At 71.4% G+C, this 19,647-nt stretch carries 24 protein-coding genes; 10 read left to right on the forward strand and 14 right to left on the reverse strand.

Annotated elements, in window-relative coordinates; genetic code table 11:
* Positions 1 to 31: 31 nt before the first annotated feature.
* From MMB17_RS22905 to MMB17_RS22915, 3 genes are read left to right on the forward strand one after another with little or no spacing between them, the layout of a single operon-like run.
* Positions 32 to 844 carry an EamA family transporter gene (locus tag MMB17_RS22905; RefSeq protein WP_241102272.1) on the forward strand — a complete coding sequence of 271 codons (813 nt, stop codon included), beginning with the start codon at positions 32 to 34 and terminating at the stop codon, positions 842 to 844.
* A gap of 31 nt (positions 845 to 875) precedes the next feature.
* Positions 876 to 1,172 carry a nucleotidyltransferase family protein gene (locus MMB17_RS22910; RefSeq protein ID WP_241100394.1) on the forward strand — a complete coding sequence of 99 codons (297 nt, stop codon included), beginning with the start codon at positions 876 to 878 and terminating at the stop codon, positions 1,170 to 1,172.
* A 35-nt stretch (positions 1,173 to 1,207) separates the two neighbouring features.
* A complete protein-coding gene (locus MMB17_RS22915) occupies positions 1,208 to 1,522 on the forward strand; it encodes a HepT-like ribonuclease domain-containing protein (protein WP_420847297.1) in 315 nt (104 codons plus the stop codon).
* A 31-nt stretch (positions 1,523 to 1,553) separates the two neighbouring features.
* Here MMB17_RS22915 and MMB17_RS22920 read toward each other — a convergent pair whose 3' ends face one another.
* From MMB17_RS22920 to MMB17_RS22940, 5 genes are all read right to left on the reverse strand, one after another.
* Positions 1,554 to 2,615, reverse strand: a complete 1,062-nt coding sequence (locus MMB17_RS22920; protein WP_238313418.1) for an MBL fold metallo-hydrolase — start codon at positions 2,613 to 2,615, stop codon at positions 1,554 to 1,556.
* Positions 2,616 to 2,667: 52 nt separating this feature from the next.
* On the reverse strand, positions 2,668 to 3,765 hold the full coding sequence (locus MMB17_RS22925; RefSeq protein WP_238313417.1) for an aromatic ring-hydroxylating oxygenase subunit alpha: 1,098 nt from the start codon (positions 3,763 to 3,765) through the stop codon (positions 2,668 to 2,670).
* 108 nt (positions 3,766 to 3,873) lie between these two features.
* Positions 3,874 to 4,479 (reverse strand): helix-turn-helix domain-containing protein, encoded by a 606-nt coding sequence (locus MMB17_RS22930; protein ID WP_238313415.1) that lies wholly within the window; start codon positions 4,477 to 4,479, stop codon positions 3,874 to 3,876.
* A 145-nt stretch (positions 4,480 to 4,624) separates the two neighbouring features.
* Positions 4,625 to 6,091 carry a methyl-accepting chemotaxis protein gene (locus tag MMB17_RS22935; RefSeq protein WP_241100395.1) on the reverse strand — a complete coding sequence of 489 codons (1,467 nt, stop codon included), beginning with the start codon at positions 6,089 to 6,091 and terminating at the stop codon, positions 4,625 to 4,627.
* Positions 6,088 to 6,438: a hypothetical protein gene (locus MMB17_RS22940; RefSeq protein ID WP_241100396.1), complete on the reverse strand. Its 351-nt coding sequence runs from the start codon at positions 6,436 to 6,438 to the stop codon at positions 6,088 to 6,090. Before MMB17_RS22940 ends, MMB17_RS22935 begins: the two co-directional genes overlap by 4 nt.
* A 342-nt stretch (positions 6,439 to 6,780) precedes the next feature.
* Here MMB17_RS22940 and MMB17_RS22945 point away from each other — a divergent pair, with 342 nt between their 5' ends.
* The 5 genes from MMB17_RS22945 to MMB17_RS22965 all read left to right on the forward strand — a co-directional run bounded on the left by MMB17_RS22945 (position 6,781) and on the right by MMB17_RS22965 (position 9,815).
* Entirely contained in the window at positions 6,781 to 7,293 is a 513-nt protein-coding gene (locus MMB17_RS22945; protein ID WP_241100397.1) for a DinB family protein, read from the forward strand.
* Positions 7,290 to 7,613, forward strand: a complete 324-nt coding sequence (locus tag MMB17_RS22950) for a YnfA family protein (RefSeq protein ID WP_241100398.1) — start codon at positions 7,290 to 7,292, stop codon at positions 7,611 to 7,613. Before MMB17_RS22945 ends, MMB17_RS22950 begins: the two co-directional genes overlap by 4 nt.
* Positions 7,614 to 7,742: 129 nt before the next feature.
* Positions 7,743 to 8,162: a CopG family transcriptional regulator gene (locus MMB17_RS22955; RefSeq protein WP_238313405.1), complete on the forward strand. Its 420-nt coding sequence runs from the start codon at positions 7,743 to 7,745 to the stop codon at positions 8,160 to 8,162.
* 40 nt (positions 8,163 to 8,202) lie between these two features.
* Positions 8,203 to 9,417, forward strand: coding sequence for an extracellular catalytic domain type 1 short-chain-length polyhydroxyalkanoate depolymerase (locus MMB17_RS22960; RefSeq protein WP_241100399.1), 1,215 nt, complete (start codon positions 8,203 to 8,205; stop codon positions 9,415 to 9,417).
* A gap of 191 nt (positions 9,418 to 9,608) precedes the next feature.
* Complete coding sequence (locus tag MMB17_RS22965) at positions 9,609 to 9,815, forward strand: hypothetical protein (RefSeq protein ID WP_238313402.1); 207 nt, start codon at positions 9,609 to 9,611, stop codon at positions 9,813 to 9,815.
* A gap of 47 nt (positions 9,816 to 9,862) precedes the next feature.
* Here the strand turns inward: MMB17_RS22965 and hpxZ are convergent, their stop codons facing one another.
* From hpxZ to MMB17_RS22990, 5 genes are all read right to left on the reverse strand, one after another.
* Entirely contained in the window at positions 9,863 to 10,255 is a 393-nt protein-coding gene (gene hpxZ, locus MMB17_RS22970; protein ID WP_241102273.1) for an oxalurate catabolism protein HpxZ, read from the reverse strand.
* A gap of 11 nt (positions 10,256 to 10,266) precedes the next feature.
* On the reverse strand, positions 10,267 to 11,667 hold the full coding sequence (locus MMB17_RS22975) for an AtzE family amidohydrolase (protein ID WP_241100400.1): 1,401 nt from the start codon (positions 11,665 to 11,667) through the stop codon (positions 10,267 to 10,269).
* 4 nt (positions 11,668 to 11,671) lie between these two features.
* A complete protein-coding gene (locus MMB17_RS22980) occupies positions 11,672 to 11,869 on the reverse strand; it encodes a DUF4089 domain-containing protein (protein WP_241100401.1) in 198 nt (65 codons plus the stop codon).
* Positions 11,870 to 11,952: 83 nt separating this feature from the next.
* A complete protein-coding gene (locus MMB17_RS22985; protein WP_241100402.1) occupies positions 11,953 to 12,627 on the reverse strand; it encodes a cysteine hydrolase family protein in 675 nt (224 codons plus the stop codon).
* Positions 12,628 to 12,797: 170 nt separating this feature from the next.
* Entirely contained in the window at positions 12,798 to 13,547 is a 750-nt protein-coding gene (locus MMB17_RS22990) for a GntR family transcriptional regulator (RefSeq protein ID WP_238313394.1), read from the reverse strand.
* Positions 13,548 to 13,973: 426 nt separating this feature from the next.
* Here MMB17_RS22990 and MMB17_RS22995 point away from each other — a divergent pair, with 426 nt between their 5' ends.
* Both MMB17_RS22995 and MMB17_RS23000 read left to right on the forward strand, forming a co-directional pair.
* The gene (locus MMB17_RS22995) at positions 13,974 to 14,972 is read left to right on the forward strand and encodes a hypothetical protein (RefSeq protein WP_238313393.1); all 999 of its coding nucleotides are present in this window, start codon (positions 13,974 to 13,976) and stop codon (positions 14,970 to 14,972) included.
* Positions 14,973 to 15,121: 149 nt separating this feature from the next.
* On the forward strand, positions 15,122 to 16,486 hold the full coding sequence (locus MMB17_RS23000; RefSeq protein ID WP_241100403.1) for an 8-oxoguanine deaminase: 1,365 nt from the start codon (positions 15,122 to 15,124) through the stop codon (positions 16,484 to 16,486).
* Positions 16,487 to 16,550: 64 nt separating this feature from the next.
* Here MMB17_RS23000 and MMB17_RS23005 read toward each other — a convergent pair whose 3' ends face one another.
* The 4 genes from MMB17_RS23005 to uraD all read right to left on the reverse strand — a co-directional run bounded on the left by MMB17_RS23005 (position 16,551) and on the right by uraD (position 19,471).
* Positions 16,551 to 16,946: a hypothetical protein gene (locus MMB17_RS23005; RefSeq protein ID WP_241100404.1), complete on the reverse strand. Its 396-nt coding sequence runs from the start codon at positions 16,944 to 16,946 to the stop codon at positions 16,551 to 16,553.
* Positions 16,947 to 17,065: 119 nt separating this feature from the next.
* Positions 17,066 to 17,275 carry a hypothetical protein gene (locus tag MMB17_RS23010; protein WP_241100405.1) on the reverse strand — a complete coding sequence of 70 codons (210 nt, stop codon included), beginning with the start codon at positions 17,273 to 17,275 and terminating at the stop codon, positions 17,066 to 17,068.
* An 83-nt stretch (positions 17,276 to 17,358) separates the two neighbouring features.
* Positions 17,359 to 18,582, reverse strand: coding sequence for an allantoate amidohydrolase (locus MMB17_RS23015; protein ID WP_241100406.1), 1,224 nt, complete (start codon positions 18,580 to 18,582; stop codon positions 17,359 to 17,361).
* A 4-nt stretch (positions 18,583 to 18,586) separates the two neighbouring features.
* Positions 18,587 to 19,471, reverse strand: a complete 885-nt coding sequence (gene uraD / locus MMB17_RS23020; RefSeq protein ID WP_241100407.1) for a 2-oxo-4-hydroxy-4-carboxy-5-ureidoimidazoline decarboxylase — start codon at positions 19,469 to 19,471, stop codon at positions 18,587 to 18,589.
* Between the last annotated feature and the right edge of the window lie 176 nt (positions 19,472 to 19,647).

Below are 19,647 nucleotides of genomic sequence, written 5' to 3' on the forward strand. Positions count from 1 at the left end.
GCTCCTGCCCATCGCCGCGCTGGTGGCGGGCATGGTCTCGATCCAGAGCGGGGCAGCCCTCGCCAAGGGGCTGTTCCCGGTGATCGGCGCCACCGGCGTCACCGCCCTGCGCGTCGGCTTCTCGGCGCTGATCCTGCTCGCCCTGTGGCGGCCCTGGCGGCGGCCCCTGGAGCGGCGGGAGGCGGGGGCGATCCTGCTCTACGGCGCGACCCTCGGCCTGATGAACCTGCTGTTCTACCTCGCCCTGCGCACGATCCCCCTCGGCATCGCCGTGGCGATCGAGTTCACCGGGCCCCTCGCGGTGGCCCTGTTCGGCTCGCGCCGCCTGCGCGACCTCGCCTGGATCGGCCTCGCCGTGCTGGGGCTCGGCCTGCTGCTGCCGCTACACGGGGCGGCCTCCCTCGATCCGCTGGGGGCGGCGCTGGCGCTCGGCGCGGGCGTGGCCTGGGGCCTCTACATCGTGTTCGGGCAATGGGCCGGCCGGGCCGGGGGTGGGCCGGCGGTCTCCCTCGGGATGAGCGTGGCCGCGCTGCTCGCCGCGCCGGTCGGCCTCGCCCAGGGCGGCGGCGCCCTGTTCACCCCGGACACCCTGCTGACCGGGCTCGCCATCGCCGTGCTGTCGAGCGCCCTGCCCTATTCCCTCGAGATGTTCGCCCTGCAGCGCCTGCGCCGGGAGGCCTTCGGCATCCTGATGAGCCTGGAGCCGGCCGTCGCCGCCCTGGCCGCCCTGGCGCTCCTCGGCGAGCGGCTGACGCCGGTGCAATGGCTGGCGGTGGGCTGCGTGATCGCGGCCTCGGTGGGGGTGGCGGTGAGCGGCCGGCCTTCGCCCGCGGAATCGGCGTGATCGCCCCGGGGGTTTCGGCTATGATCGGCGTATGAGACGGGCCGAGGCCATCGCGAATCTGCAGGCGAATGCGGACTCGGTGCGCGCCCTCGGCGCGACCTCACTCTACCTGTTCGGTTCGACCCTGCGCGACGAGGCGAGGCCTGGGAGCGATCTCGATCTGTTCATCGAGTACGACCCGGAATCCCGCTTCAACGCGTTCGACCTGATCGGCATCAAGCTCCTCTTGGAGGAGCGGCTGGGCGTCGATGTCGATCTCGCCACGCGGGACGGCCTCCATCCCCTCCTGCGCGATAGGATCGAGCGGTCGGCCTTGCGCGTGTTCTGATGGCGCGGCGGGATTTCCGGCATGCCCTCGAGGACATGCGCGTTGCGATCGAGGGGATCGAGCAGGCGACGGCCGGGAAGGATTTCGACGCTTACACTGGCGACTGGCTTCTGCGGCACGGCGTGCAGCGCGGGATCGAGATCATCTCCGAGGCCAGCCGCGCGCTTCCTGAGGAGATCCAGGCCCTACAGCCCGGGATTCCCTGGCCGAAGGTGCGGGCCATCGGCAACGTGCTCCGGCACGAGTACCATGGCCTGTCCGATCGGGTGATCTGGGGCGTGGTGGAGGACGAACTCCCGAAGCTCAAGGCGGCCGTCGCAGCGTTGATCGCGGCAAGCGAGTCTGGCTGAGGCCGGGGCGCCGCCCTGACCCAACCCGTCCCTACCCCACCCAGACCTGCCCCGGCCGCAGCGCCAGGAACCGCTCCGCCGGCAGCCCGGCCGCGGACAGGGCCTCGCCCAGGGCCTCGGCCGGGCGCTCGATGCCCTCGTCGGTGAGCTTGAACGTGCCCCAGTGGTGGCCCAGCGCCTGATCGGCGCCGAGGAGCTGCAGGGCCTCCACCGCGTCGGCCGGGTTCATGTGGTGGGATTGCATGAACCAGCGCGGCTCGTAGGCGCCGATCGGCAGTGTAGCGAGGCGGGGTGCGCCGAAGGTGGCGCGCAGGTCGCGGAAGATCGCGCCGTCCCCGAGGCCGGTATCGCCGACATGGTAATGCACCCCGCGGGGGGTGGTGAGCAGATAGGCGCACCAGAGCGCCATGCGCCGGTCGTTGAGGCCCCGCGCCGACCAGTGGTTGGCGGGGGTGAGATGGGCGGTGACGCCGCCGCCGAGATCGACCGACTGGCCCCAGTCCCGGGCCTCGACATGCATGCTGTCGTCGTAGCCGCGCAGGATCGTGTCGTTGCCGAGCGGCGCCACGATCAGCGGCTGATGGTCGGTCCAGAGCCGGGCCATGCCCGGCCCGTCGAGATGGTCGTAGTGGTTGTGGGTGATCAGCACCGCGTCGATCGGCGGCAGGTCCGCATAGGCGATGCCCGGCGGGTTGGCCCGCTTCGGCCCGGCGAAGCGGAACGGGCTCGCGCGCTTGGCGAAGACCGGATCGACCAGGATGTTGCGGCCGGCGACCTGGAACAGGTAGCTCGCATGCCCGATCAGCACGACGCGCAGCCCGTCGAAGCGTTCCGGCGGCTTGTCCGGCGGGAACGGGCTCGGGGCGGCCTCGGGCCAGGCCTCCCGCTTGGCGGTCATGCGCCAGCGGGCGATGTCCGAGAGGTCCTTGTCGGGGGCTTGGCCGGGGGCGTGGAAGCGCACCCCGTCGAAATGGTCGCTCTCGGGCCCCCGGTAATAGGGATTGTTGCCGCGCCGGTGCGCGGCATAGCCGACGCCGCCGAGGGTCATCACCGTGGCCGCGCTCGCGACCGTGATCAGGCGTCGCCGTTTCATGAGGGTTCCAGATGGCGGGCCGCGGCCGCGGTTCAAGCGCGACGGTTCGCCCTCACGAGCGCCAGCGCAGCTCCTGCCGCTCCAGCGGGTTCTCGAAGGGGCGCCCGGCGCGGGCCGCTTCCAGCGCCTCCCGCTTCAGGCGGAAATACCATTGCGAGGGCAGGTCGCCCTGGCCGAGCAGCACCATGGTGGGCTTGCGGTCCAGGCCCTTCTGGGCGTGCTGGAGCACCTGCTGGTCCTGGGTCAGGAACTGGCGCATCAGCGGCTTGGCGATCGGCTTGAGCAGGTTGAGCGCCGGCATGCTCCAGTAGAGGGCGTTGGTGAGCATGGTCCGGTTCGGGCCGAGCGGCGTGGCGAAGGTGTAGTTCGCCACCCGTTTCGTGCCGGCCACGATCCGCTCCAGCCGCACTCCCGGCAGCCGGAACTCGATCTCGACCTCGGGCGCCCCGCCGAGCAACCGGTAGAGCGGCGAGGAGGTGGTGGTGGCGTGGCTCGTCATGACGAAGCCGTGCGGCACCGGCTGGAAGGTCTTCACCTTCTCCCGCAGCTCCTTGCTTGCCCGGAACCACCAATTGTCGTGCACGAAGGCGACGTGGCCGGGATCGACCAGGCTCAGCGTGGTCAGGTCGAAGGAAGCCTCGACCTCGAGCTCCAGCACGAGGCAGCCCGCCGCCTCGAAGCCGAGCTCGGGCACCGCCGGCACGTCCTCGACCCGGGCCGGCCCGAGATAGGGGTTCACCCAGAGGAAGCCCGCGCTCTCGATCACGGGGAAGCGCTGCACGGCGATGCGGGAGAAATCGGCGGAATCGTGGGTCGAGAGGGTCGGTACGTCGCGGCAGCGCCCGTCCGTGCCGAAGCGCCAGCCGTGGAACGGGCACATCAGGGTCTCGCCGTCGCATTTGCCCTTGGACAGGGCCATGCCCCGGTGCGGGCAGCGGTCGCGCAGGGCGAAGGCGGTGCCGTCCTTGGCGCGCCCGAGCACGATCTGCTCCCCCTGGAGGGCGACCGCCCGCATCCGGTTCGTGGCGATGCCGTCGGCGGGGCCGACGCAGTACCAGGCGTTGGGCAGCGGCTCGCGCATCGCCTGCGGGTCGAGGGCGTCGGGGCCCGTCTCGGGCGGGGCGGCGCGCGGCGGGGCGGCGGTGAGCATCGGCGGGGTCCGGCCTCAGGGGCGTGGTCGAGGGCGCGTCGGAGCATCGGCGGCGCGCCGTGTCTTTGTCCTATCGCAAGGCCGCGGCGCCTCGCCAGCGCCGGGCGATCAGGTGCGCGGATAGATGATGATCGAGAGATAGGTCATCGGCGTCTTCACCAGCTCGGCCGGGCCGTGCAGGGCGGCGGGGTCGAACAGCAACGCGTCGCCGGGCTGAAGGCGGTAATCGTGGCCGGCATGGCGGTATACCACCTCGCCGCTCAGCATGTAGATGAATTCGAGGCCCGCATGCCGGAAGCCGGTATAGGCCTCCGCATCCTCCTTCAGGGTGATGAGATAGGGCTCGACCACGATGTCGCCGCCGAGCGCCGCGCCGAGCAGCTCGTAGACATGGCCGACCTTGGTGCCGCGCCGCTCGATCGCGACCCCCTGCCCCGCCCGCACATAGGAGCAGTCGCGCTTCTCCTCGAAGGCCGAGAACAGGGCCGTGATCGGCACGTTGAGGGCGTTGGCCAGGGCGTTGATGGTCGAGAGCGAGGGCGAGATCTGCCCGTTCTCGATCTTGGAGATCATGCCGAGGGAGAGGCCGGCGGCGGCGGCGAGATCCGAGACCGAGAGGTCGCGTTCGCGTCGGAACTGGCGCACCTGATGCCCGAGCGCCTTTTCCAGCGTGCGGGGGCTCTCGACGGGAGCGCCGGAGGCGGTGTTCAGCATGGATCCCACAATGGACGGCAGGCGGTCACCATAGGTGCCGCATGACGGGGGGTAAAGATGGTTCTCCCAAAGCGTGGTTGCACGCGAAGACGGGATGCCCGGAGGCCGGGGATCCCGTCACGTGTCGCGGGGGGCCCGGCTCCGGTCAGGCGGCCCGCACCGTGTCGAGGAAGCGCGAGACCTCGGCGCTGAGTTGCCCGGATCGGCCCGAGAGCAGGGCGGCGGCGGCGAGCAGCTGATGGGCGGCCGTGCCGGTCTTCTCGGACGCCTCCGCCATGCCGGTGATGCTGCCGGTCACCGAAGCGGTTCCCGTCGAGGCCTGGGCGGCGTTGCGCACGATCTCCTGCGTGGCCGCGCCCTGCTCCTCCACCGCCGCGGCGATGGCAGCGGTCACCGCGTTGATCTCGCGGATCCGCTCGGTGATCCCGCCGATGGCGGTCACCGCCTCGCCGGTCGCGCCCTGAATCTGCGCGATCTGGGCCGAGATCTCCTCCGTCGCCTTCGCGGTCTGGCTGGCGAGTTCCTTGACCTCGGCGGCCACCACCGCGAAGCCGCGGCCGGCCTCGCCGGCCCGGGCCGCCTCGATCGTGGCGTTGAGGGCGAGGAGGTTCGTCTGGCCGGCGATGGTCGAGATCAGCCCGACCACGTCGCCGATCCGGGTGACGGCGGCGCTGAGCGCCTGCACCAGGCCCGCGCTCTGATCGGCTTCGGTGACGGCCCGCTGCGCGAGATCGGCTGAGCCCGTGACCTGGCGGCCGATCTCCTGCACCGAGGCACCGAGTTGCTCGGCCGCGGCGGCCACGGTGCCGACCTTGGCGGCGGCTTCCCGGGCGGCGTCGGCCACGCCGCCGGAGCGGCCGGCCGTCTCGCTGGCGGTCGCCGTCATGGTCTCGGCCGTCGCCTGCAGCTCGGCGGCGGAGGCGTCGACGCCCGCGACGATGCCGCCGACCGTCCGCTCGAAGCTCTGCGCGATCTCGACCATGGCCGCCTTGCGCTGCGCCTCGACGCCCGCCCGCGCCAGGGCCGCCTCCTGTTCCAGGGCCTGAGTGCGGGCGACCTGGGCCTGCGCGTCCTGTTCCGAGGCGCTGAGCGCCCGGAAGGCGTGGGAGACGGTGTGACAGATCCACATCAGCACGCCGGTCTCCATCGCCACGATCAGGGCATGCAGAACCACGCGGCCGAGATTCGCAGTCGCGGCCTCGGGGAAGACCAGCGTCGGCAGGGCGAAGCTGAGCGCGAGGTGATGCAGGGCCGTCGCCCCCGCCGCCAGCAGGATCACCCGCCAGTCGCACCAGCCGACCAGCACCGCGAGGCAGGCGAAGAAATACATGTGCAGGTCGATCTGCCAGGGATGGCCGACCATGCCGTAGAGCAGGATGCTGGCCATGCCGACCAGGGCGGCTCCGCTGACGAGGCGGGTCGAGAGCCCGATCGGATCGCGCTTCCAGAACAGGGTCGCGACGCTCGCGAGGACCGCCGCCGCCAGGGGCGGCCCCGCGGCGAAGTCGTGCCCCGTTGCGAGCGCGACCCCGGCGGCGAGGGGCACGTGCAGCCAGAGCAGGGCGACGAGGAGGCGCGCGAAGGCGTGCCGGAGCTGGTTCAGGTCGGTCATGGGGAGGCCTTGCCGGGGGCGATGCGGATCTCTGCGGAAGCGCGTGCGGAGGGGCCGCGCCCGGCGCAGCCGCCCCCGAAGGCGGGCAGCACGAGCCAGGCGCCGGCCGCGTAGAGGCGCGCGGCGAAGCCCGGCCGCTCCGAGCGGGCGAGCAGGATCGGGCCTCCGGCGACGGCATTCACGATCTGGCCGCCGGCCTGCGCCACGGCGCGGGCCGCTCCCGCGAGCCCGTCGGCGGGGGGCCCGATCACCGCGACATCGTCCGAGCGGGGCATGCCGAGCAAGACAAACGGAAGCACCAGAAGTACGCCGCTCGCCATCACGCCTGGCACAAGATCGGATCGCATGGCCTCGGAGTAGGCCTTCTGCCGGAAGAGGGTCGGGATATCTTCCGACAATTCAAGGCCGGATTTAATAAACGTATAATTTCGTGTCGTGTGTTGTCGGTTAAGGGCTGATTCATATGTCTTAACTTCGAATTGCCTGCGATGATTATGCAATCTGAGGTTTATTAAGCTTGGAGGGAGATCCGGAATCCGCTCGCATGCGCATCGCGGGGTCGGCGCCGCCGCGCCAGGATGTCGGCGCGAATCGCCCTGCCGCCCGTCGACGCGAGGGGTCTGACAAGCGGGTCTTCGCGCCTTACGGTGAGGTGTCGGGCCTTCGGGCCCGCCGGAGCCCATTCGCGGATGTTCGCGCTGCTCACCCATTTCCGCGGCCTCGCCGCCTACAATGCCTGGGCGAACCGCCGTCTCTACGCGGCGGCGGCCACGCTGCCGGACGCGGCCTACCGGCAGGAGGCGGGCGCCTTCTTCGGGAGCCTGCACGGCACCCTGAACCACCTCCTCGTGACCGATCGAATCTGGCTGAGGCGGCTCACCGGCACGGGCGAGGCGCCCTCGCGGCTCGACGCCATCCTGTTCGACGCGCTGGAACCGCTGCGGGCGGCCCGCGAGGCGGAGGATGCGCGGCTCGCGGCCTTTCTCGACGCCCTGTCGCCCGACGCGCTCTCCGCCATCCTCGACTACGCCACCACCGCCGGTACGCCGCAGCGACAGCCGGTGCGGGACGTGCTCGCCCATCTGTTCAACCACCAGACCCATCATCGCGGGCAGGCCCATGCCGTCTTGACCCGCCTGGGCATGGCGGAGCCGCCCTCCCTCGACCTGCTCGCCATGCAGCGGGAGACGGCGCGGGCATGACCAGCCTGGGCGCCTATGCCGCCGCGGCCCTGGCCGAGATCGCCGGCTGCTTCGCGTTCTGGGCCTGGCTCCGGCTCGATCGCTCGCCTTTGTGGCTGCTCCCGGGGTTCGCGAGTCTCGCCCTGTTCGCCTGGCTGCTGACTCTGGTGGAGAGCGAGGCGGCGGGCCGTGCCTATGCCGCCTATGGCGGCGTCTACGTCGCCGCCTCGATCCTCTGGCTCTGGTGGGTCGAGGGGCGCGTGCCGGACCGCTGGGATGCCCTCGGCGCCGCCACCTGCCTCGCCGGCACGGCGATCATCCTGCTCGGCCCGCGAGGATGAGGTCGTCGGATCGGGGGCTAAGGCGGAACCCCTTTCGGCTCGGCGCGTCTTGAAAAGGATTGTGCGCCGCACCATCTTGAAAACCATCCAGCGGGATGGTCCGCGGATGGCGAACGGAAGGTTCTGGCGATGAATGCCGAGGTGCAGCCGCATCGTCTCCGGGTGGCGGACAGCGAGAAGATCACGGTCAATCTCGGCTTCGTCGATCTCGGGCGCATCGACCTGATGGTGCGCGACGGGTTCTACGGGAACCGCGCCGACTTCATCCGCACGGCGATCCGCAACCAGCTGGAGCGCCACGACGAGGCGGTGCGCCAGTCGGTGTCGCGCAACCGGCTCGATCTCGGCCTGCGTCAGATCGGCCGGGCGGAGCTGGAGGCGGCGCGGGACGCCGGCACGCCGCTCCACATCCATGTCGTCGGCCTCGCCAGCATCGCCGGGGATGTGACGCCGGAGCTCGCCCGTGCGGCGATCGCCTCCGTGCAGGTTCTCGGCGCCTTCCAGGCGAGCCCCGCCGTCAAGGCGGCGCTGAGCGACCGTATCGCCTGACCGTGCCTGTCACCCCGCTCCTCTCTCCGAAGGCAACGCGATGAAGCCGCTCTTCAAGGTCGATATGCGCGAGGTCACGCGCCTCACCCGGGCGGGCCAGCTCGGCGAGGCCCTGGCCCTGCTGCGAGGCAGGCCGGCGGACACGCCGCCACCGGAGTCCCGGAGGAACGACACGATCGATCTCGTGGCGCCCACCCGGCCCGGCGGCGCCTGGACCGCCGCGCCCGAGCCGCCGGCCAACGGAGAGCTGTCCTCCGCTCGGACCCAGGCGCCCGATCCCGTAGCCTCCTGGTCCATGCCCGAGCCGATGCGCGCGCTGCTCGATCGCCTTCCCGGCGCCGGCGCCTTCTCGGAGGGGCTGCACGGCTTCGAGGGCTGGGGGCGCCCGGCGCCGGCCCCGGACGATGCCCGCTTCACGGAGCGCAGCTTCTCCGGCGCCGCCGGGAAGCGCGGCTACAAGCTCTACGTGCCCGAGGGCTACCGGGGCGAGCCGGTGCCCCTGGTGGTGATGCTGCACGGCTGCAACCAGAACCCGGATGACTTTGCTGCCGGCACCCGCATGAACGTCCTCGCCGAGGCGGAGGTCTTCCTCGTGGCCTATCCGGCCCAGAGTGCCTCCGCCAATGTCTCCCGCTGCTGGAACTGGTTCAACGCCGCCGAGCAGGCCCGCGGGCGCGGCGAGCCCGCCCTCATCGCCGGCATCACCCAGGAGATCATGGCGGAGTACGCGGTCGATCCGGCCCGGGTCTACGTCGCCGGCCTCTCGGCGGGCGGGGCGGCCGCGGCGATCATGGGCAGCGCCTATCCCGATCTCTATGCGGCGGTGGGCGTGCATTCCGGCCTCGCCTGCGGCGCGGCGCGGGACGCGGCGTCCGCCTTCCAGGCCATGAACGGCGGCGGGGGCACCGTGCGGCCCAACGGCACCGCCCTGCCGGCGATCGTCTTCCACGGCGACCGCGACAAGACCGTCAACGTCGTCAACGGCGACCGGGTCATCGCCCAGTTCGCCGCGGCGGCTCCCCTCGAAGCCACAACCCGCACGGGCGTCGGCGCGGATGGCAGCCGCTACACCCTGACCCGGCATGCCGACGCATCGGGCCGCGTGATGCTCGAGCAATGGAGCCTGCACGGGGCTGGCCATGCCTGGTCCGGCGGCAGCCCGGACGGCTCCTTCACCGATCCCGCCGGCCCGGATGCGAGCCGCGAGATGCTGCGCTTCTTCCTGGAGCATCCGAAGCCGCCCCGGCGGTCCTGAACGCCTGCGCGGGAGACAAGCCTGCCGCCCATCCGGCCGCGAGCTGTGCGGACGGCAATGGTCAGCCACGCGCCAGCCGCGATGGCAGGGGCCGAGCTCAGGCACGATAATGCCGGTGCACCTGCCGAGGCGGGCGTCGCGTCCCTCAAGATTCAACTGGGGCGTGCAGGCATCACCGAGGGAGACAGCTCGTGAACGGCAAGCAGGGGGATCTCGAGGCGCGCATCGTGGCGATCGAGTACGCGCTTCAGGTCCTGATCGACTGCCTCGGGGATCGGAACGCCGTGGACCCGGCCAAGATCGCCCGTCTGCTCACGACGGCGGCCGGCGACCCCCAGGCCGCCAGCTCCAACATCGCGGTGCCGCGGGCGCTGAACGCCCTGGCCGAGCGGATCTGAGGCCGTTTCCGCGCGATCGGAGTGGAAACGGTCCCGGCTGCGGCCCCTCAGGCCGGGCCGGGATCCTCGATGACGCTGACATGGGCGGCGACCACCTTCCAGCCCTCGGGGAATCGTACCCAGGTCTGGCTCTGGCGGCCGATGCGGCCCGTCGCCCCCTCCCGCCGGAACAGGGTCATCGCCACGGCCATGTCGCGACCGTAGGTGGTGATGACCGTGTGCTCCAGGCTGCGCGCCAGCCCCTGCGGCGCCCGCGCCCGGCGGAAGGCGCGGATCGCCTCCATGCCGTAGAGGTTCTCCCCCGCTCCGTAGCGGATGGTGCGGGGGTCGTCGTGGAACAGGTTCTCGAGGGTGGCCACGTCGTTGGTCACCAGGGCCGTCTCGTAGGCGGCGAACACCGCCTCCACCTCGGCCTTCACCGCCGGGTCGTCGATCTCGATCATGGGATGCGTCACGCTTCGAGGGGGGCGACCGGCGCCGTGCAGGTGCTCAGGCGTTCCAGGTGCCGTGCGACCCGCAGGGCCACGTCCTCGCGCCAGGGCGCGGCGATGACCTGCACGCCGAGCGGCAGGCCGTCGTCGAGCCGGACCGGCACGGCGGCGACCGGCAGGCCGATGAAGGAGATCGGCTGCGTGTAGAGGCCGATATTGGCCCGCACCGGCAATTCCACCCCGTCGAGCACGAAGGTGGCCTGCCCGCTCCTGGGTGCCCGGCAGGGCACGGAGGGGGCCAGGATCACGTCGACCTCCTCGAAGAGGCGAAGCACGGCGTCGCGGTACCAGCGCCGGAAGCGCTGCGCCCGCTCGACCCAGGGGGCCGGGATCATCGCGCCGGCGGCGAGCCGGTCGCGCACGGCTGGGTCGAAATCGTCGGGCCGCGCCCGCAGGCGGTCGAGATGCAGGGCCGCGCCCTCGGCGGCGGTGATGAGATAGGCCGCGGCCCGGGCGCGGGCAGCTTCCGGGATCTCGACCACGCGGGTGACCGCGAGGGCCTGCGCGACCTTCGCCACGGCGGCGAAGGCCTCGGGCTCGCCGCTGCGGGCGAAATAGCCCCCGGCGGTGGCGATGCGCAGATCGCCGAGGCCCGCCTCGATCCGCGGCGCGACGGCCTCCGCGGGGCGCTTGGTGGCGACCGGATCGGCCGGGTCCGGCCCCTGCATCGCGTCGTAGGCCAGCGCCAGGTCGGTGACGCTGCGGGCCATCGGCCCGAGATGGTCGAGGCTGCCCACGAAGGGGAAGCTGCCCGCCCGGGTGAGCCGGCCATAGGTCGGCTTCAGGCCGAAGCAGCCGCAGAAGGCGGAGGGCACGCGGATCGAGCCGTTGGTGTCGGAGCCCAGGGCCAGCGGAACCAGGCCCGCGCCGACGGCGCCTCCCGAGCCGCCGGACGAGCCGCCCGCCATGTGCCCGAGGGCGTGCGGGTTGCGGGTGTTCCCGTCATGCACGTTCTCGCCGGTGAAGTCATAGGCGTACTCGCCCATGTTGAGGCCGCCGACGAGGATGGCCCCGGCGGCTTCCAGCCGCTCGATCAGGGCGGCGTCGCGGGCGGCGGGGGCGCGCTCGCGATTGATCTTCGACCCGGCCCGGGTCGGCAGGCCGGCGATGTCGAACAGGTTCTTGACCGCGAAGGGCACCCCGGCGAGCGGCCCGGGCGTCTCGCCCCGGGCCAGGTCCGCGTCGATCGCCTGCGCCCGGGCAAGGGCCCGCTCGGCCAGGACGTCCGTGAAGCTGTTCACCTGCGGGTCGATGCGCGCGATCCGCGCCAGCGCGGCGGAGACGACGCCCTGCGCGCTCGCCGAGCCGGCCCGGATCGCGGCGGCGATCTCCGCGGCGGTGGCGGTGGAGAGATCCGTCATCGTCTCAGGCCTCGAAGACCGGGGCCGTCTCGGCCTCGTCGGGGAGCGCGAAGGCGGAGACGAGGTCGGCGGCCGCCTTCAGGACCCGCAGATTGGCGACCACCGCGGGGATGCGTTCGACGGTCAGGGGGACGCCGAGGGCATCGGCCGCGGCGGTGGCGAAGGCTTCGGGATCGAAGGACGGTTCGGCTCTGTCTGTCATGCTACTCTCGAGGCGGGCCGCGGGCGATCACCGGCGGCCCCAGAGGCTCTGGCGCCGGTGCGGGTGCACCGGGCATGCCAGCGTCAGTCCCGCCCGGCCAGGGCGGCGACGGCTTTCTCGGAATCTGAGACCCAGCCGAAGATGCCGCCCTGGGATCGGATCATCTCCAGGCCGGCCTCGTGCAGGGCGGGGACGTAGGAGGCGCAGGCATCGCCGATCACGATGCAGCGATAGCCCCGATCGTTGGCCTCGCGCACCGTGGTGTTCACGCAGACCTCCGTGGTCACGCCGCAGACGATCAGCGTCTCGATGGCGCGCGATTCCAAGACCTGCGCGAAATCGGTGGCGTAGAAGGCGCCCTTGCCGGGCTTGTCGATCACCGGCTCGCCGGGCAGGGGCGCGAGCGCCGGGACGATGTCGTGGCCCGGCTCGCCCCGGATCAGGATGCGGCCCATCGGGCCTGGGTCGCCGATCCGGAGCTTGGGCGCGCCCCGCTCGATCTTGTTCCTGGGCGCGTCGGACAGGTCGGGTTTGTGCCCCTCCCGTGTATGCACGACGAACAGCCCCGCGGCCCGCGCCGCCGCGAGCAGGCGCTGGGCCGGGGGCACCGCCGCGGCCAGCAGGGAGACGTCGTTGCCCAGCGTCTCGCCGAAGCCCCCCGGCTCCAGGAAATCCCGCTGCATGTCGATCACGACGAGGGCCGTCTTCGCAGGATCGAAGGTCAGCGGAGTGGGATCCGCATCGAGAACGAGGGCCATGCGCACAATCCCATGGAACGCGAAGGCGGAGTGAGGCCGACTCGCCGTCGCCGTCATCGTGTATGCAAGAATTCGGAAATTGCCTGCCCAAACCATGCATCGCGCTGCACGAAGATGTTGCAGGCGCTGGCTAGCGGCTGAGCAGCCTGGCCCGGCCGGGGGCGCCTGCCTCAGCGGCGCGGGCGGAGCTGGGTCTCGCCGGCGGTTCGGCGCGCGGGCGGCCTGCCCCGCCGCGTCGCCTGGGCCCCTTCCGCCGCCGCCTGGCGCTGGACCGCGTCCGTCGCGTCGACCCGCTCGAACACGTCCTCGACCACGCTCATATGCACGAGCATGGCCGCATTGGCCGCGGCGGCATCGCGGGAGAGCACCGCGCGGACGACGAGGCCGTGCTCCGCATGGGAGCGCAGGAGCCGCCCCGGGGCCCGGAACTGCGCCTTGCGATAGGGGGTGAGGCGGCGGCGCAGGTTGTGCGCGATCTCCTCGACGACGACGTTGTGCGCCCCCTCGTAGAGCAGGCCGTGGAATTCCTGATTGGCCTCGGTGTAGGCGGCGCGGTCGTCGGCCTCGGCGAGGCGGCCCATCCGCTCGTGCAGCCTCTGGAGCTGGCCGCGCTCGGCCGGAGTCATGCTCAGGGTGGCGAGCCGGGCGCAGGTCGCCTCGATCTCCCCCATGGCGATGAAGAGCATGTCGAGCTCGTCCGGGGTGATGCTGCGCACCGTGGCGCCGAAGCGCGGGCGGATGTCGACGAGACCCGTGCCGTTGAGCAGGCGTAGGGCATCGCGCACCGGCGTGCGCGAGACCCCGAAGCGGCGTGCCAGAACCTGCTCGTCGAGATGCAGGCCGGGGGCGAGCTCGCCGGAGAGAATCGCGTTGGCGATCGCGTCGGAGAGGCTCTCGGCGCGGGTCTGGACTGCGGGCATTGCGCTCGCTCGTGTTGGAGAGCCCGGCGGGATGACGCCCGCGGCGGAAGGTCGTGCGCCGCGGTCTGCCCTACTGGTAAGCCGACTTGACGGTCCTCCGCAACGCGTCGCGAGGCGAATGCGCGCATATCATCAACGGCCCGTGCGCAAGATGGCAACGGGGCGACCCAGGAAGCATCTGCCGCGCGAACCCGGGCAGGCCGGCGCCGACCGCGGCAGGCAAGGTCCCGTATCCGTGTCGCGAGACGCTCCCCGTCTCGGCTCGACCGCGCCTCGGCCACGGACGCCACCTGCGCGCATCTCCGGCGGGCACCACCGCTTGTTGTATATTTGATACAACTTATCAGAGTATAATCGGTATGACGCACGCTGGCATATCGGTTGCTGCCCTGCGCTCCGGGTTCATTGCGAATGAGGAGAATAAAAATGTTCGCAAGGGGGTTCGCAGCCGCGCTGCTCTCCGTGTCGATGATCGGCCTTGCCGGGGCCGCAGACCTGACGACGAAAGAGAAGGCGCAACCGCAGGAGCAGAAGGAAGTTCCCTTCTTCCTCTTTGCCGATACGCAGATCAGCTATCGCTACCAGTTCCCGGCCGCCAATCCGGGCAGCCAGATCCTTCAGGCGGACGGCACGTTCCGCAACCGCGACGCCCCCAAGAACATCCTCAACATCTCGCACGCGGATGCCTGGGCGTACGGCACGAACTTCGTGTCCCTCGACATCCTGCAGTCGGGCTCGCAGTACCCGGCCGGCACCACCAACCCGCCGGGCTCGATCGGCGCGCCCTTCACCTACGATTACGGCAACACCGAAGCCTACGGCCTCTATCGCGGCACGCTGAGCCTGAACGCGCTCACCGGCACCAAGGCCTTCACGTTTTCGGGCATCGTCAAGGACGTGTCCCTGTCCTACGGCGTCGACGCCAATTCGCAGAACGATCCGTTCGGCTCGAAGAAACGCAGCGTCGTCGGCGGCCTGAACTTCTCCTTCGACGTGCCGGCGGGCTTCCTGAACCTGTCGGTCCACGCCTACAAGGAGTGGAACCGCAACGGCTTCAATCTCCAGCCGGATCGCGACCAGAGCTTCGACGTCGTGCCGGAGTTCGAGATCGTCTATAACTTCCCGCTGACCTTCACCGGCCTGCCGCTCAGCCTGGCCGGCTTCAACAACATCGTGCTGCCCAAGGGCCGCGGCGTCATCAACCCGGCCGCCTTCGCCTTCAACGCGCCCCGTGGGGTGGAATTCCTGTCGCGCACCAACCTGGTGCTCGACGTGGGCAAGCTCGTGTGGGATCAGCCGAACCGTCTCGATGCCTTCATCGGCTTCCAGTACTGGCTGAACAAGTTCGGCAACGTCGAGACCGCGACCTTCAAGGGCACCGAGGAGAAGAGCTTCCTCGCCGGCGTCTCGGTGCACATCTTCTGATCGCGCGAGGCCGGCCGCCGTCCCACGGGGCGGTGGCATGCCTCTTGTTGTGAGCGCGTGACACATCCGGAAGGCGGGCCCGCCCTCCGGAAGCGTCCAAGGCCGGCTCGGCGACGGGCCGGCATCCTCGTTTCTGACGGAAAGCTTGCATGACCGACGGCGCAGTGCCCTCCCGGCGTCTCTGGATCCGCGATCCCCTGGCGATCCTGGCCGAGAATGCCGGGGGCGGCATCGTCGTCGAGGGAAGCCGGATCGTCGAGCGGGTGCCCTCGGGCGGGACGCCCACGGCGCCGGTGGACGAGACCTTCGACGCGAAGAACCACGTCGTCATCCCGGGCCTCGTCAACACCCACCACCACTTCTTCCAGACGCTGACCCGCGCCCACCCGGTGGCGATCAACAAGCCGCTCTTCCCCTGGCTGAAGGCGCTCTACACGGTCTGGGACAAGTTGACCCCGGAGGCTTTCCGGCTCGCGAGCCGGCTCGCCTACACGGAATTGCTGCTCTCCGGCTGCACCACTGCGGGCGACCACCATTACCTGTTCCCGAGGGGGCTCGAATCCTCCGTCGACATCCAGGTCGAGGAAGCCAGGGCGCTGGGCATCCGCGCCTTCGTCACCCGCGGCTCCATGAGCCTGTCGGAGCGCGACGGCGGCCTGCCGCCCGATGCCCTCGTCCAGGACGACGACACCATCCTCGACGACAGCGAGCGCGTGCTGCGCCTGTTCCACGACCCGAAGCCGGGCGCGATGGTGCAGATCGGGCTCGCCCCCTGCTCGCCCTTCAACGTGACGAAGCGCCTGATGCGCGAGAGCGCGGCCCTGGCCGACCGCTACGATTGCCGCCTGCACACCCATCTCGGCGAGACCCTCGACGAGGACGCCTATTGCCTCTCCGTCTTCGGCCAGCGCCCGGTCGATTACCTGGAGGAGGTCGGCTGGATGACGAACCGGGCCTGGCTCGCCCACGGCATCCACTTCAACGACGACGAGGTGAAGCGCCTTGGCAAGGCCGGTGTCGGCGTCTGCCACTGCCCGACCTCGAACATGACGTTGGCTTCCGGCCGCTGCCGCACCTGTGAGCTCGAGGCGGCGGGCTCCCCCGTGGGCCTCGGCGTCGACGGCTCCGCCTCCAACGACAACTCGAACCTGATCGAGGGCGTGCGTCACGCCCTCATGCTCAACCGCCTCACCTACGGGGCCGAGGCCGTGACCCATCTCGACGCCCTGCGCTGGGCGACGGAGGGCTCGGCCCGCTGCCTCGGCCGCTCCGACATCGGCCGGATCGAGGAGGGGCGCGAGGCGGATCTCGCCCTCTTCACCCTGGACGAGCTGCGCTTCTCCGGCAGCCACGATCCGCTGGCCGCCCTGGTGCTCTGCGGCGCCTACAAGGCCGACCGGGTGATGGTGGCGGGCCATTGGCGGGTGCTGGACGGCGTGCCCCTCGGCATCGAGACCGGGCGCCTGCGCGAGGAGCACAGCCGCCTGGCCAAACAGCTCTTCAGCGACGTCTGACGCGAGACGAAACACCCCGCCGGAGCGATCCGGCGGGGTGTTGTCGTCGAAGCCCGTGCCGCGATCAGGGCTGCGGCGGGGCGGGCGGACGCACGTCCGTCTTGGCGGCGGGGGCGGCGGTCACCGGCTCGCCGACGCCCGGGGGCGCGGGAACCGCCTTGCCGTCCTCGATCGCCTGAATCTCGTTGCGCGGTCCGGCGATGCCCTCCGTTCCGCCCGCGGCGGTTGCCGGCTCGCGCCCGGCCGGGGCACCCGTGGACTGGGCCAGGGCTGCGCCGCCGAGGCCCATCAGCGTGCAAAGGGCGAGCGCGCCCGTCATGCGAAATCGCATCATCGTCTCTCCTGGCTTGAGGAAATTTTGGCTTGAGGAAATTTGGGCAAAGCCCTGTTTCGCCGGGAGAAATTGATGGGCCGCGCAGAAGTTCCAGCATCCGCGCGCCGGGAGGCGGATTTCGGTCATGTTTTTTGCGAGGGAAAGACTTCGTGCATCTTCCATGAGCGACGCGCCATGGAAGATGCGGCGATATTTTATTTCGTTGTATGCTCTTCGTGGGGTCTGAACGACTTTCTCGAAAAGCCTCAGCGATGCTTCATGCGGTGACGGTGCCGGGCCGCCTTGCCCCGACGGCCGCCGGGCGCGGTGATGCGCTTCTGGCCCGCGGGCGGGGTCACGCTGCCCTGCATCCATCCGGTCGGCGCCGCCGCCGACGCGCTGCCGGCCGCCAGGCCGCCCGCGACCAGAACGGCCGCCAGGGCGCCCGCCTTCAGAACGATCCCGAACCTGACCATCGACCTGCTCTCCTCAGGCCGGCGACGTGCCGGCCGGGGCGAAGGCCGCAAGGCGTGTACCGGCGCCGATGCGGCCAATCCGCTCAGCCGGAGAAGCCGCGCAGCACGTCGAGCAGCACCTGCGCGCCCGCCTCGATGTCGGGGAGCGCGGCGTATTCCGCCGGATTGTGGCTGATGCCGCCGCGGCAGCGCACGAACAGCATCGCGATGGGGGCGATCGGCGCGATCGCCATGCCGTCATGCCCCGCCCCGCTCGGCAGGCGCAGCACCGGCCAGCCGCGCGCCGCGACGGCCTCGGCGATCCGCCCGGTCAGGGCCTGGTCGCAGGGCACGGCCGGCGCCTCGTGGGTGCGCGTCATCGACAGGGCGAGACCCCGCCGGGCGGCGATGTCGCGCCAGAGGGTCTCGATCTCCGCGAGCGCCGCCCGGCGCTGCCCGTCCTCGGGCGCGCGCAAGTCGAGGCTGAAGGCCACGCGGCCAGGGATCACGTTCACCGCATCCGGGAAGGCGGCGATCCGGCCGACCGTGCCGACGAGCCCCGCCTCGCCCCGGCAGCGGGCCTCGACCGCGAGCACGCATTCGGCCGCGCCGGCGAGGGCGTCGCGGCGGCCCTCCATGGCCACGGTGCCGGCATGGCCGGCCTCCCCCTCCAGCGTCACCGCGAGGCGGGTCGCGCCGCTGATGCCGGTGACGACGCCGACCGGCAGGCCGGCCCGCTCCAGCATCGGCCCCTGCTCGATATGCCATTCGATATAGCCGAGGAGGTCGCCCGGGGGCCGCGCCGCCTCCCCGATCCGGTCGGGGTCGCGCCCGAAGGCGCGCAGGGCCTGGGCGATGCTGATCCCCTCCGCATCCTGCGTGGCGAGCACCGTCGGGTCGAGGCGGCCGGCGAAGGCGCGGCTGCCGAGCAGCGTCGCGTTGAAGCGGGTGCCCTCCTCGTCGGCGAAGCCCACCACCTCGACGGCGAAGGGCAGGCGGATCCCCTCCTCCGCGAGGGCGGCGAGGCAGACGATGCCGGTGACGACGCCGAGCGGCCCGTCGTAGCGGCCCGCATCGCGCACGGTGTCGAGATGCGAGCCGATCACCAGGGCCGGCCCGCCGGGCTCGGGCCCTTCCAGGCGCCCGATCACGTTGCCGGCGGCGTCGAGGCGGGCGCTCAGGCCCGCTTCGCGCATCCAGTCCATGACGAGGGCGTTGGCCCGAGCCTGTTCGGGGCTGAGATAGACCCGGGTGATGGCCCCCTCCTCCGCGCTGATGGCGGCGAGCGCGTCGAGTCGGGCCTGGATGGCGGTCGCGAGAGCGGTCACGGCATCAGCTCCCGCGATAGGTCTGGAAGCTCCAGGGCGTGGCGACCAGGGGCACGTGGTAATGCCCTTCCGGCTCCGCCACGCCGAAGCGAAGGGGCACCACGTCGAGGAAGGGCGGATCGGGCAGGTCGAGGCCGAGGCGGCGGTAATGGTCGCCCAGGGCGAAGCGCAGCTCGTAGGTCCCGATCGGCACCGGCCGGCCGCCGATCAGGGGCGCGTCGGTGCGCCCGTCCGCATTGGTGAGCGCGCGGGCGACCAGGGCCGGCTCGGCGCCGGGCACGATCTCGTAGAGCTCCAGCGCCACGCCCTCGGCCGGGCGGCCGCGGCTGGTGTCGAGGACATGGGTCGAGATCCGCCCCGTGGTCTTCAGGGGGCCCTCCCCCTCGACCAGGGCGTTCAGGCGGATCGCGGCGATGTGGAAGACCTCCGCCTCGGCGGTCCGCCGCTCCTGTTCCGGCGTCGAGCCGAGCCGGGCCTCGAACTGCTTGAGCAGGGAGGCGCGCCCGTGCCGCTTCACGCAGAGGATGAAGGGCAGCCCGAATTTTTCGCGATAGGCGGCGTTCAGCGCCGCGAAGCGCGCGTATTCCGCCTCCGAGAGCCGGTCGAGCCCGGCCGCGGCCTGCTCGGCGATGGAATCCGGGGCGATGGCCCCGGCCCGGGCGGCGCGGCCGGCGAGCTCCGGATGGCCGGCGAGCAGGGCGAGGCGCTGCGCGTCCGGCGCCGCCTCCACCGCCGCCCGCATCGCCGCCTCGAGCGCCTGCACCGTCGCGAAGGGCCGGCCCCGGGCCGCCGCCTCCGCCACCCAGGGAGCGTGCTCGAACACGCCCCCCAGCGCTGCCACGAAGGCAGCGGGCGCGGCATCGTTCAATTCGGCGAGGCTGATGGGCATGGGCACGACGGGACGAGGGGGATGGAAAGCGCTCCGGCCTAGCAGGCAACGGGCCAGGGCGACACCACCGCCTCGTCCCCGCATCTGGCATGTCGCTTGCCGATGATCGGTGCGAAGCTTTGCCGGTGAGGGTCTCGCCGCCGCGGCCCGCTGACCGTGTCACCAGGAGTTCCACG

Source organism: Methylobacterium organophilum (genome assembly GCF_022533465.1).
Classification (GTDB): Bacteria; Pseudomonadota; Alphaproteobacteria; order Rhizobiales; family Beijerinckiaceae; genus Methylobacterium; species Methylobacterium organophilum.

What these genes read in the sequence shown, in the direction of transcription:
- MMB17_RS22945 (WP_241100397.1), top strand. Translation starts at nt 6,781, where the DNA reads ATGTTCGCGCTGCTCACCCATTTCCGCGGCCTCGCCGCCTACAATGCC.
- MMB17_RS22975 (WP_241100400.1), bottom strand. Translation starts at nt 11,667, where the DNA reads ATGACGGATCTCTCCACCGCCACCGCCGCGGAGATCGCCGCCGCGATC.
- MMB17_RS23000 (WP_241100403.1), top strand. Translation starts at nt 15,122, where the DNA reads ATGACCGACGGCGCAGTGCCCTCCCGGCGTCTCTGGATCCGCGATCCC.
- MMB17_RS22995 (WP_238313393.1), top strand. Translation starts at nt 13,974, where the DNA reads ATGTTCGCAAGGGGGTTCGCAGCCGCGCTGCTCTCCGTGTCGATGATC.
- MMB17_RS22930 (WP_238313415.1), bottom strand. Translation starts at nt 4,479, where the DNA reads ATGCTGAACACCGCCTCCGGCGCTCCCGTCGAGAGCCCCCGCACGCTG.
- MMB17_RS23010 (WP_241100405.1), bottom strand. Translation starts at nt 17,275, where the DNA reads ATGGTCAGGTTCGGGATCGTTCTGAAGGCGGGCGCCCTGGCGGCCGTT.
- MMB17_RS22910 (WP_241100394.1), top strand. Translation starts at nt 876, where the DNA reads ATGAGACGGGCCGAGGCCATCGCGAATCTGCAGGCGAATGCGGACTCG.
- MMB17_RS22915 (WP_420847297.1), top strand. Translation starts at nt 1,208, where the DNA reads ATGCGCGTTGCGATCGAGGGGATCGAGCAGGCGACGGCCGGGAAGGAT.
- MMB17_RS22925 (WP_238313417.1), bottom strand. Translation starts at nt 3,765, where the DNA reads ATGCTCACCGCCGCCCCGCCGCGCGCCGCCCCGCCCGAGACGGGCCCC.
- MMB17_RS22935 (WP_241100395.1), bottom strand. Translation starts at nt 6,091, where the DNA reads ATGACCGACCTGAACCAGCTCCGGCACGCCTTCGCGCGCCTCCTCGTC.
- MMB17_RS22950 (WP_241100398.1), top strand. Translation starts at nt 7,290, where the DNA reads ATGACCAGCCTGGGCGCCTATGCCGCCGCGGCCCTGGCCGAGATCGCC.
- MMB17_RS22905 (WP_241102272.1), top strand. Translation starts at nt 32, where the DNA reads ATGGTCTCGATCCAGAGCGGGGCAGCCCTCGCCAAGGGGCTGTTCCCG.
- MMB17_RS22985 (WP_241100402.1), bottom strand. Translation starts at nt 12,627, where the DNA reads ATGGCCCTCGTTCTCGATGCGGATCCCACTCCGCTGACCTTCGATCCT.
- MMB17_RS22955 (WP_238313405.1), top strand. Translation starts at nt 7,743, where the DNA reads ATGAATGCCGAGGTGCAGCCGCATCGTCTCCGGGTGGCGGACAGCGAG.
- MMB17_RS22940 (WP_241100396.1), bottom strand. Translation starts at nt 6,438, where the DNA reads ATGCGATCCGATCTTGTGCCAGGCGTGATGGCGAGCGGCGTACTTCTG.
- MMB17_RS22920 (WP_238313418.1), bottom strand. Translation starts at nt 2,615, where the DNA reads ATGAAACGGCGACGCCTGATCACGGTCGCGAGCGCGGCCACGGTGATG.
- MMB17_RS22980 (WP_241100401.1), bottom strand. Translation starts at nt 11,869, where the DNA reads ATGACAGACAGAGCCGAACCGTCCTTCGATCCCGAAGCCTTCGCCACC.
- MMB17_RS22960 (WP_241100399.1), top strand. Translation starts at nt 8,203, where the DNA reads ATGAAGCCGCTCTTCAAGGTCGATATGCGCGAGGTCACGCGCCTCACC.
- MMB17_RS23005 (WP_241100404.1), bottom strand. Translation starts at nt 16,946, where the DNA reads ATGACCGAAATCCGCCTCCCGGCGCGCGGATGCTGGAACTTCTGCGCG.
- uraD (WP_241100407.1), bottom strand. Translation starts at nt 19,471, where the DNA reads ATGCCCATCAGCCTCGCCGAATTGAACGATGCCGCGCCCGCTGCCTTC.
- MMB17_RS22990 (WP_238313394.1), bottom strand. Translation starts at nt 13,547, where the DNA reads ATGCCCGCAGTCCAGACCCGCGCCGAGAGCCTCTCCGACGCGATCGCC.